Annotated in this window: 9 protein-coding genes; 4 read left to right on the plus strand and 5 right to left on the minus strand. The window is 50.2% G+C overall.

The window, feature by feature from the left end:
• Window positions 1–16 precede the first annotated feature (16 nt).
• Entirely contained in the window at window positions 17–1,063 is a 1,047-nt protein-coding gene (locus tag EYZ66_RS10160; protein ID WP_009575900.1) for an NAD(P)-dependent alcohol dehydrogenase, read from the minus strand.
• 235 nt (window positions 1,064–1,298) lie between these two features.
• Between EYZ66_RS10160 and EYZ66_RS10165 the strand changes: the two genes are divergently transcribed.
• A complete protein-coding gene (locus tag EYZ66_RS10165; protein WP_160195665.1) occupies window positions 1,299–3,728 on the plus strand; it encodes a TonB-dependent receptor in 2,430 nt (809 codons plus the stop codon).
• 68 nt (window positions 3,729–3,796) lie between these two features.
• Here the strand turns inward: EYZ66_RS10165 and EYZ66_RS10170 are convergent, their stop codons facing one another.
• Entirely contained in the window at window positions 3,797–4,489 is a 693-nt protein-coding gene (locus tag EYZ66_RS10170; protein ID WP_009576981.1) for a Crp/Fnr family transcriptional regulator, read from the minus strand.
• Window positions 4,490–4,664: 175 nt separating this feature from the next.
• On the opposite strand from EYZ66_RS10170, the gene EYZ66_RS10175 reads away from it, so the two are divergent.
• Entirely contained in the window at window positions 4,665–6,056 is a 1,392-nt protein-coding gene (locus EYZ66_RS10175) for an MATE family efflux transporter (protein ID WP_009576982.1), read from the plus strand.
• A 63-nt stretch (window positions 6,057–6,119) separates the two neighbouring features.
• Here the strand turns inward: EYZ66_RS10175 and EYZ66_RS10180 are convergent, their stop codons facing one another.
• The 3 genes from EYZ66_RS10180 to EYZ66_RS10190 form a co-directional block, all read right to left on the minus strand.
• On the minus strand, window positions 6,120–6,659 hold the full coding sequence (locus EYZ66_RS10180; protein ID WP_050793472.1) for a DsrE family protein: 540 nt from the start codon (window positions 6,657–6,659) through the stop codon (window positions 6,120–6,122).
• Between the two features lie 75 nt (window positions 6,660–6,734).
• Window positions 6,735–8,624 carry an ankyrin repeat domain-containing protein gene (locus EYZ66_RS10185; protein ID WP_009576984.1) on the minus strand — a complete coding sequence of 630 codons (1,890 nt, stop codon included), beginning with the start codon at window positions 8,622–8,624 and terminating at the stop codon, window positions 6,735–6,737.
• Window positions 8,611–9,927 carry an NAD(P)-binding domain-containing protein gene (locus EYZ66_RS10190; protein WP_009576985.1) on the minus strand — a complete coding sequence of 439 codons (1,317 nt, stop codon included), beginning with the start codon at window positions 9,925–9,927 and terminating at the stop codon, window positions 8,611–8,613. The genes EYZ66_RS10185 and EYZ66_RS10190 overlap by 14 nt, the downstream gene beginning before the upstream one ends.
• Before the next feature lie 170 nt (window positions 9,928–10,097).
• Here EYZ66_RS10190 and EYZ66_RS10195 point away from each other — a divergent pair, with 170 nt between their 5' ends.
• Complete coding sequence (locus EYZ66_RS10195) at window positions 10,098–10,466, plus strand: tetratricopeptide repeat protein (protein WP_009576986.1); 369 nt, start codon at window positions 10,098–10,100, stop codon at window positions 10,464–10,466.
• Window positions 10,467–10,469: 3 nt separating this feature from the next.
• Window positions 10,470–11,363, plus strand: a complete 894-nt coding sequence (locus tag EYZ66_RS10200; RefSeq protein WP_009576987.1) for a hypothetical protein — start codon at window positions 10,470–10,472, stop codon at window positions 11,361–11,363.
• Window positions 11,364–11,370 lie beyond the last annotated feature (7 nt).

An 11,370-nucleotide genomic window follows, 5' to 3' on the forward strand; every position in this document is an offset into this window, starting at 1 on the left:
CCAATAACACTGGCATTTAAAGCGTTGCCATGTCGATGACGAATCGATAGTGAACGTCGTTTTTCTCAAGGCGTTCGTAGGCCTCGTTAATGTAATCCATCGCGATCATTTCCACTTCGCATGTGACACCTGACTCGGCACAGAAATCCAGCATTTGCTGTGTTTCAGCAATACCGCCAATGGCAGAGCCCGATACTGCTTTACGCCCCATCATCAGCAATCCATTGTTTAATGGCGGCTCTTGTAAACCAATGGGGCCCGTCATCACCAAGTTGCCGTTGCGGCGCAAACAGCGGATGTAGCCACCCAAATCGTGAGGCACTGGAACGGTATCAACAATCAAATCGAGCGTATTGAAGGTCGCTTTCATTTCGGCACGCTCAGTTGATAACACGACATGGTGCGCACCGAGTCGTGCGGCTTCTTCACGCTTTGACTCGGAGGTTGTGAACATGGTTACTTCAGCCCCCATGGCCACGGCAAACTTAAGCGCCATGTGGCCTAATCCGCCCAAGCCGATCACGCCCACTTTCATCCCCGGACCGACCTTGTGAAAGTTTAGAGGCGAATACGAGGTGATGCCCGCACAGAGTAAGGGGGCTGCCGACGCGGGATCGAGCCCCTCTGGCACGCGCAGTACAAAATCCTCAACGACGACGATTTTCTGAGAGTAGCCACCTTGCGTGGGCTTGCCATCACGTCCAACGGCACCATAAGTGCCGATAGAGCCCCGTTCACAGTACTGCTCTTCACCCTCGTGGCAAGAGCCACATTGACCACAGCTGTCCACCAAACAACCCACAGCTACCCAGTCACCCACTTTGTGTTTGGTAACGTCACTGCCCACCTCGGAAACGACGCCAACGATTTCATGGCCTGGCACTAAGGGGTAGTGGGTACTCCCCCAGTGGTTTTTGGCAGAGTGCAAGTCGCTGTGACAAACGCCGCAGTAACGGATCTCGATGGCGACATCCTTCGGTTCGGTGACTCTGCGCTCTAGATCCCAAGCTCCCAATGATGATTCAGGATCAAAGGCAGCGTAGCTTTTTACAGTTGTCGTCATGGTAGTTCTCTCTTATTCATTTTAGTCGCACCAACATACGGCATACGCCAAAGGCGCTCAAGTAAAGAAGCTGCAAAAATGACAGAGACATAGCGCCCGGACAAAATGATCTAGTTTCTTACCTCATTTGACGTATTGACCACCCTGATTGGTCTGCTAACCTGACCACGCGTTGGGCGTCGAATCCAACGCTGTAAGCAGTACTAATCATAAGAAACGACGAGTGGAGCAAAACATGAAATACACTGGTACTAGATCAGCTTTAGCGCTGGCGGTTTTTGCCGCCATTAGCATGGAGGCAGCACCCGCCTTAGCACAGGCCGGCGCACTAGAAGAGATAGTGGTCACAGCCCGAAAGCGCAGCGAGAACTTACAAGACGTCCCGATGTCTATTTCGGCATTTTCAAGCAAAGACTTACAAAACGCGCAAATCGACAACTTGGTTGAAGTGGGTCGCATGAGCCCCAACGTCCAGGTCAATGAAACCAGTGGTCTCGTAGCGGGTGGTATCAGCGTCTTCATGCGTGGAATCGGTAACAACCCCGGATACGACCAAGGTATCGGTATTTACATCGATGACGTGTACTCCGAACGCACCACAGGAGGCATGCTAGAACTTTTGGATGTGGAGCGAATCGAAATTCTGAAAGGCCCTCAGGGGCACCTGTACGGCCGCAATACGATTGGCGGCGCCATTCGATACATCACGCGTGACCCCAGTAATGAGCCCACTGGCTCGGTCGAAGTAAAGTTTGGCTCTGATTCGTACAATCGCATCAAAGCAAGCTTCTCGGGCCCATTAAGCGATAACTTAAGCGGCTCTTTCGCCGTAACCAACGTCCAGCGCGATGGCTGGCAGAAAAACACCGTAGACGACCGTGAATTTTGGGACAAAGACATGCAGGCGGCACGCGGCGCCTTGCTATGGAAAGCGTCAGATGCAGTGACCGTCAAACTGAATGCGTCCTACGTCAAAGACAGCTCTATGCCCGTACTGCCTAATCGTATCGCATTTGATCCCGCGTCAATTGGTGGTTTGACCGCGATCGCGTATACCGCCGACGCGTTTTTCTCAAGCTTTGGCTTGACCGGCGTCTCGCCCGGGCTGCCATTGGGTCCTCACAACACGTCAATACCGACTGATGTTGATAGTGTTTCAACCGCGTATGAAGACTTCGATAAATACGGCTTCGAACAAACCAATGTCGATCTAAAAGTTGAATGGGAACTAAGCGATTCACTCTCATTAAAATCTATTACAGCACTGCGCGACATGGATTCAACGCAAGTCTACGATTTCGATACGAGCGAACAGCTGTGGATTCAGACGCTGCGCGATGGCTTGAACACCAACGATGTTAGCCAAGAACTTCAGCTGAACTACAGCAGTGATAACATCCAAGCGGTAGCTGGCCTTTATTATTTGGACGGCGAGTTCGATCAAGACGGTGGCGGCACACCGCAAACACCGTACCTGCGCGGCGTGTTAAATCAAACGGGCGAAAGCCTGCGAGACAGCCGTGACGTAACGTCTAAATCTATCTACGGCAACGTGGATTGGGATGTTTCAGAGGACTGGCAAGTCTCCATCGGCGCGCGCTGGACGGAAGATGAGAAAACGCAAGATTCATTGACACGTTACCAGCGTGATTACTACGCCCTTGTGGTTTCAAGTCTGGTCGCTGGTGGCCGCCTCCCTATGGCAATTAAGCCAGGAATGGAAGGAGCCGTCGCAGCAGCAATGGCTCAGATGAACGCTTTCTTCGCGACTCAGGGCAATGGAGATTTTGTGGCGTTTGTCCCTGGCGCATCGCAAGCGGTATCAGTGACCACAGACGAAGCGTTGTATGCAACGGACAGCTGGACCGAGTTTACGCCAAGCGCTCGCATTAAATATTCGCTTAATGAAAACACAATGGTCTACGCTGGCTACTCGCAGGGCTTTAAAGCTGGGGGCTTTAACGCCAACACAACCAATAACGAGTCTTACGACCCTGAGACGGTTGCTACCATCAGTGTGGGTATAAAATCGACGCTTGCTGATGGCGCTATTCGGTTCAATGCTGAGTACTTCTCTAACGATTACGAAGACAAGCAGATGCAAACCATCATCTTAACCCAAGGTGACTTGGTGGCGTTAACGCGTAACGTAGGTAAAGTGACATCTCAAGGGTTCGAGGCCGACCTAACCTGGCAAACTCCCGTCGAGGGGCTTTTGATCAACGCAAACGTCGGCTACTTGGACCAAAGCGTTGACGAGTTCCCCGAGCAGCAAGCAGACGGTAGCTTTATCAACAAAGCCTCAACGACCGAACTGGGATATGCGCCAGAGTGGACCGGACAGATCCGCGCGTTGTATCGCACGGAAATGGCGGGCGGTAACTTAACGATCTCGGGCGATGCCAGCTTCCAAGACGAGATGTACTTAAACTCGCCCATCGATTTGACCAAAGCGATCAAAACAGCGCAAAAAGGTGACGATTACTGGACTTACAACGCCATGGCTGCGTACACCACAGCCGATGAAAAATGGCGCTTTGCAGTAGAAGGTAAAAACCTTTCTGATGAACGCCAGCTAATCAATACGTTTGATATATCGGTCATGGCCAACGGTGGTTATACGGCGCCCCGCACATGGGCAATCTCGGCCGAGTACTCTTTCTAAGAGCTACGTAGCAAGTCGATCAAAGGCTCCCTTCTGGGGGCCTTTTTTCGTTAGAGAGGGAGTAAAGTTTAGGGATTTAGCGTGACCTGCTCTGGCCCCATGATGTAAGCGTAATCTCTTCGCATAGCCTCGATATCGCGGAAGTAAATCTTGGCGTATTGCACCTCAACATAACCTCGCTCAACCATAATTTGCAGCGTTTTATTAATCGTTTGGCGACTCGAGCCCAGCAATCTTGCCAGCTCATCTTGGGACATCGAGATATACGATTGATCCTCAGAATTTATCACACCTTTACTGTGGGCTAACCGCACCAGAGTCAGGGCTAAACGCTCTTCTAAAGAAGCGTAACCGTTGCCTTCGACCGTTTGCCAGTAGGCGTAGCGCAAACGCTGACACATCCCCAGCAAGAGCGTTTGCGCAAACTCGGGGTATTGCTTGAGCAATCGATCAAACGCAGATTTGGGCAAAACGCGTACGCGAGTCGCCTGCACCGTTCGCGCATGGCTCACTCGGGGCTGACCGTCAATCAAGCCCATCTCACCAAAGCAATCACCGGCCAAAAAGTGGCTGGTCAAAATTTCTTTACCATTCACAGAATAATTATACAGGCCAACACCACCACTTAAGACTTGGAACATCTCGGTCGGCGCATCGCCCTGACAGTAAATAGTGGCGCCAGCAGCGTACGACCGCTCGTGGCTATATTGGTGAAACGCATCGATCGCCGCCTGGGGCAATCCTGCAATAAAATCGTGCATGATTCTTTTCTTCTCTTTCGGTGCTGACCCGAGGATAGAGGACCCACGCGCTTCAAGCAACGGCATCGAAGGCAGAACCTCATTTGACCCAATTCGCTGTCGGGTCGATAATCGAGTCCCTAAGACACTTGGGCGCCGTGCTTATCTATCCGAAAAGCGCACAAAAGGGCATACGATGACCACTCAAAATGCGTATTTAATCGGCTCGACTCGTCAAGTGTTCATTAAAACTGCCCTACCCATTATTTTTATGATGCTGGTGAATGGCTCGTTCAATCTCATTGACGCTTATTTCCTAGGCGTTTTTGTGGGCGCAGAGGCACTCGCCGCTGTGACGGCAACCTTTCCCGCCACCATATTTTTTGTTGCACTATCCACTTTGGTCGCGAATGGCTTTGCCAGCATCATGGCTAGAGCTCTGGGCGCCAAAGATTATACATACGCTCGCGAGGCGTACGCTCAAGCTCTCTCACTGTCGCTGCTGGTCAGTGCTGTCCTCATGGCGTTCTTTTTACACTTCGGACAAACCTTGGCACTGGCAATCAACCAATGGCAAAGCGAGCTCGCTACCCTAAGCCATGATTACTTACTGATTATGGCCTGTGCCACCCCCGTCTCATTTGCACTGGCGGTTAATGGCGATTCCTTGAGATGCGAGGGCAATATCCGTTTTATGACCACCGTGTCGTTGGCGACGGTGTGCCTCAACGCGGTCTTAAATTATGTCTTCATCGTACAGCTTAACTTGGGGGTGGCGGGCTCTGCCTACGGTACAGTATGCGCCCAACTCATCGGGCTGTTGGCCCTTGCCAACTTCAGGTTACGCCAGCGCAGTGAACTCAATCTTCCGTTTATAAAACTAAGCTCTCGCGTTGATTTTTGGGGCCGTTTTATCAGCCTTGGAGCCCCTTCAAGCCTGCGCTACATCGGCTTGGCTTTATCTTCAGGCGCGATTTTATACAGCCTGCAGGCATTGCCGCCGGAGCAGTATGGCGTAACGGTAAGTGCCTATGGAATCATTAACAGGGTAATGACCTTTGTATTCTTGCCGCTCTTGGGTCTTAGCCTTGCGTTTCAAAGTATTGTGGGCAACACCTACGGTGCCAAACAATTTGATCGCGCCAACGATGCGATCAAAACGGCCTTATGGGGCTCTCTGCTTTACGGATTCATCATTCAAGGTTTCATCTTATATTTAAGTGCGAGCATTGGCTCGTGGTTCGTAAACGCGCCCGAGGTTATCACGAGAGTGGATGATATTCTGCCGATCTGGACAGCCGCTTTGTCGCTTATGGGGCCGTTAATGATCGTTGGTATGCTATTTCAGAGTATTGGCGATGCTAAACGCGCAGCTCTGATGAGTATCGTAAAAACCTATTGTTTTTCGATTCCGCTCGTTTTCTTACTCAGTCACTACTTGGGCGTGCAAACCGTCTGGTATTCAGCGCCCACTGCTGAGGTGCTCGCATTACTGGTCGCGCTCGCTGTGCTTTACCAGCGCTCGAACATTGACTCATTCAAGTACGGGCTATTTTTCCGGACTTCCCAGAATCATAAAACGTCATAGTTTGCTTCAATGGTACAAGCGTTACAAAAAGTTGACGTCTTTAGTTGGGCAGCTCTAACCCCGTCAAAACGGATTCAAGGTATATCCCTGTTGCTGCAAGACCGCGTGGGCTGTCATTGCTGACAATGCTAGCTGCACCTCGGGTAAAAAATCTGTTTTCGCCATGCCATAAAACGCCGCACTTTGACCACAGACTATAAATTGCACGCCTTTATCAGCCAGGGCCTTGACCAAGGGGGCGTTGGCATTTTTGTGCATGGTCTTTTCTTCGTAGTACGCATCATTACCGACATCATCCCCACCACTGCCATGCACGACGACTACAACTTGGATATTTTCTGGAGCGAAACCTGCATCGACGTGCATGTTTATAAAACGAGCGGCAGCTAAGATCGTTTTGTTAATCTCGCCCGGTGCCGCCGCCTTAGCCAAGTCGAAGACCACCTTGAATTCAGTATCTCGAGACACGCGCCAGTCTTCCTGGACGCGTACAAAGGGGCCGTAACCTTTTATGTAGCCCTCTTTTTGCATATTGGCAGGCAGAGCACCCAAGGCACTGGCTGAGAGGAAGACGAGTGAAACTATTACCACAAAACGTATCATTTGATTTACTCCCAAAATTCAGCCCCAAGAGTACCTCAGAGCCGAATTCAAATCGATACGTTCGCTTTCTAATCGTCAGCGCCGCAGAAGATGTTTTAGATCGGCGCGCCCCGATGCCTCGATACGCTCGATTACCGATACCCCAAATTTGTCGCGCCGATTACGATTAGCACCCGCATTCACGAGTGAATCCACAACCTCCTTATCGGCGGTGTCAATCGCTAACATCAAGGGCGTTAAGCTTTCTTCATTGCGAATCTCGATGTCACAAGCGGCTTGTAAAAGTGCTTCGACTGCAGAGGCATTGCTCGCCAAGACCGCAGAATGTAGTGCGGTATTACCCGACTTATTCTGGGCGTTAACCTCGGAAATGGGGGCCAAGAGCCGAATGACGTCTACGTTACCTGCCGAGCTAGCCGCGATTAGAGGCGTATCGAGTTCGGTGTCAATCCAATTATCTAAAGCACTCATATGCAACAGATCTGAAGGCATATTCCACCCGTATTTCAGGGCGTCAAATAATACGCGCTGTTGTATTTTGGGTACTGAAAACTCAAAAAGTTGGCGTGTCAATGCCTCGTTGTTTTGTTGCGCAACACGCTTGAGAGTGGTCCCGTTCACTCGCCGATTACCCGTTTCATTCGCAAGTAAAGCCCCTAATTCATCAAAAAACCTTGCCTCCACAGCCAAATATAACAATGCGTTAAACTCATTGTCGTCCATCGATCTCGTATCAAAACCTCTTGCAGTTTGCTCGAATTCCAACGCCCATCTGTGTTTAGCAAAGCACCGCAGTAGCTCGACACTCTGGCGAGCAGGCATCGTTTGATCATTAAGTGCCTTTTGCAGAATCCGATAGATCGAATAATTTCCCGCGCAAGCGGCTCTCATCAGCGGCGTGTAGCCTTCAGGATCGGTGTTCATCAAGTTAGCAGCAGCTACCAATTTCTCAACCACCTCCTCTTTACCTAGCCAAGCTGCAACATGAATCGGTGGCCATCCTGCGAAAATACCCGAGTCAAGGGGTTCCGAAGACTTCAATATCATGGGGTTATTACGCTGCCTATCAGGCTTTTTAGTCGACCTTGCTCCGCGACTCAGGGCGTAATCTCGAATGTCATTGCCCCCTGCCATTTCGAGCGGAACTCGGCCAGCATCGTTAGTAATAGACCAATCGGACGTGTGTTGTAACAAGAGATCAATACTGGCCCTATCTTCTAGCGCCATAGCCAAATGCAAAGGCGTGTTGCCACGATCATCAGCAACATCGGCCTCCACACCGTTGTGCAAAAGCCATTCCAATGTAGAGTATGTTTTCGCACCGACAGCAACATGTAAACCCGTTTGACCCCAACGATTTCGCCACTGTAATCCCCACTCTTCACTCCGCCAAATCTGCAGAGCTCTTAAATTGCCCGCAGCAACTGCGCAAAAAAAAGCGCGCTGTTTTGTGCGGTCAGACCATTGATCCGTGGGTAACAACACGCCATCGCGCTGGTAATCAATCAGGGCACAGGCATCCCAATCTTCCATATCAAAAAAATCGGATTGGGCGCGTAACAGTTGAGTGTCAGCCAGTTGATACCCCAACTGTGTCGCTTTCGACAATAACTCGCGGCCACGAGCAACATCTTGGGGGACTTCCACACCGACCAGATACACAACCCCTAATCTGTGCATAGCCTTCGCGTACTGTAGCTCCGCCGCTTTCTCAAACTCGATCAAAGGCCTGGCTATTTCCTCTCTGCCATGGCCCTGCAACCAATACAGCGATCCGAGGAGATAATGCGACTCTCCGGTACCTTGCGAGGCGTCATGTAAGACCTCTAATACATGAATAGCATCATCGAACCGCTTAGCTCGAATCAATTGTTTTGCATCCTCTAAGGTGTTTGCACCCGCCGTATGACAAACCATACCCGAGCACACGAGGAGCAATAGGGTTAAACATCTAAGGCGTCCCATATTTTACATCCATAGAAACACCAATTTTTTCGAGCAGTGCATTGGGTAACACACCACCCGCACAAATCAGTACGGCGTCGTTGGCCACTTCCTCTTCGACATTTTCGGTCTGAAGGGTGACGCTATCGTCCGAAATCTTTATCACATTGGACCCCAACATGACCCGCAAACGACCTGATGCCTCGAGCGCATCCACACGCTTGCGGTTCTTTAGCTTTGCTCGTGCGAATCCCTCGCCTCGATAAGACAGAGCGACATTCGGTGTAGCCTGAGCTTCAGCTATTTCACATGCAGCCTCAATGGCAGAATCACCTCCCCCAACAACCAAAACACGCTGATCAGCGTATTGCTCGGGATCGGCTAGACGGTAAACCACTTTCGACAAATGCTCTCCAGGAACATCGAGCTTTCTGGGTGTTCCCCGCCGCCCCAACGCTAAAATCACACTTCGAGCGCAAAATTCTGCCTCCGTGGTCTGCACACGAAAATGGGGCGCAGTGCCCTCGACACTCACCATTTGAATACCAAATCGAATATCGGGTTTGTGCTCGTTTATGACCCCCGTCCAAAAATCTAATAGAGCTTCTTTTGAGGTCTCTCGAAACTTCAACTTTCCAACGAGAGGGAGCTCTACGGGCGCCGTCATCACGAGTTTATTCTTCGGGAAATTAGCGACCGTCCCGCCCAAATCTTCAGACTGTTCGATCACTGTAGCGGCTAACCCAAGTGCTTTGGCTTGCAGTGCCGCCGCAATGCCCGCAGGACCAGCGCCTATGATTAACAAGTCCCTATCCTCTGTTTTAGGTACCTGCTTCAAAAATGAAGCGGCACTGATCACGGCCTGTGAACCTTGCATGATTGCATTCCGGATCAAACCCATCCCACCGAGCTCGCCCGCCACAAAGACACCACTCAAGGTACTTTCAAAATCAGGGGATAACACCGGAATAGACACGCCGCGCTTGGCCGTACCGAACACCAAGTCGATCGCATCAAAGGGACACGCCGCTTTGCAGGCCCCATGACCAATGCAATTGGCACCGTTGATCAACACCGACTTACCACCAATCAGTCCCAACACGTCACCTTCAGGGCAAGCGTTGACGCAAGCACCGCATCCCAGACATTTTGAAGGATCGATAATCGGATGTAAGGTCGGGGGCTCGGTCATGTGCGACTGCACCGCATCATCCAAACGACGCTTAGCCGCTTTTTCTGACCAAGCTCGAACCCACTGATATATCAACAAGAAGACGGCAAAAGGCAGAATGTAAAGTAACAGCAAGGGTTCTAACGTAAACACCTAAAACTCATCTCTTCAAAAAGAACTTCTATAAACGACTGACGGAAATATCGACACAGATCTAACGTTCCGAAAACGAACGCATAAGTGAGCCTACCTGCGAAAGATTAATGCTTACTTAAGTTTCGCACTTTAGGGTGTTCAGTCAGTGTGGATGGAGTACGAAGGTCATGCCCAAATACAAATCTTTATACCTACTTGCCGTGGGACTTTGTTTATCTCTGAGTGCATCAGGCTCTTTCGCTCAATCAGCACCCTCCGTGGCTGAGTTGGTGACGGGATTAGAGCAGAGACTTCTCGACAATCCTAACGACATGCAAGGGTGGATTCTGCTCGGCAAGTCCTATCATCATTTACAAAACTGGAATAAAGCGACCGAGGCGTTTGAGCAAGCCAAAAAGTTGGGCTATCAGGGATCGGTACCCACTTTACCGAGCACCACACGCCCACCCGTTAAGACCCACCCACTCTTGCGTCGAAAAGAAGAAACGCTTGAACTTCTCCGCCCTCTGACGAAAAAATTTGCGAACGGGCCCTAGCCGATGAATAGCATCGCGAATATCAATCACAACACGCAGCTTGAACGCCCTGTGACACGCCCAAGCAAGACGACATTTTGGACAGCGGCCGTCGCTATTTCATGTGTGGTTGCGATCGTCGCTGGGTGGCAAATTCGTGATGAATACCTGATCAATGCGGAGCGAGGTATAGGCTATGCATTGGGTATTATCGGCGGCAGCTTCATGCTAGCACTTCTTATTTACCCCATTCGAAAACGCTACCCAGTGGCCCCGGCCTTTGTTCTGTCGACACCCACGTGGTTTAAATTGCATATGTTATTGGGGCTCATTGGGCCGATTTTGATCTTGTATCACTCCAATTTCGGCCTCGGTTCAACCAACGCTAACATCGCCTTATTTTGTATGCTGTTAATGGTTACTAGCGGGCTAATTGGGCGTTTCATCTATTCCAAAATCCATATGGGCCTATACGGCTCGAAGGCGCATTTGGCTTCTTTGATAAAAGACCAAGACCAATTAAGCGAAGCATTATTAGATTTAAGTCTTGCAATTAATAGTCGCGAATTGGGAAGTTCAATAAAGGAACACCTCGAAAGCGTAAGGGCCACGCTAGTACAACAAAACGTCTCTAATAATCCCTTAGTGGTTGCGACTCGCAATGCTCAGCTAACAAGATCACAAAGAGTGCTTACCAAAAAAATCAAGTTGTTAAGACGTGACCAGGCTGGTGAGATCGAAACAAGCCTTGAGTTAGTTCAAAATTACGTATCGGAGTTTTTTTACACATCGCGCAAGATAAACGGGCTGGCGTTTTACGACCGACTATTCTCGATTTGGCACATGCTTCATTTGCCCATTTTTTTCATGCTCATAATAGCCGGGTTTGTGCATGTTTATGCCGTTCATACGTATTAGCGGTTTA

Source organism: Aequoribacter fuscus, from assembly GCF_009910365.1.
GTDB lineage: Bacteria > Pseudomonadota > Gammaproteobacteria > Pseudomonadales > Halieaceae > Aequoribacter > Aequoribacter fuscus.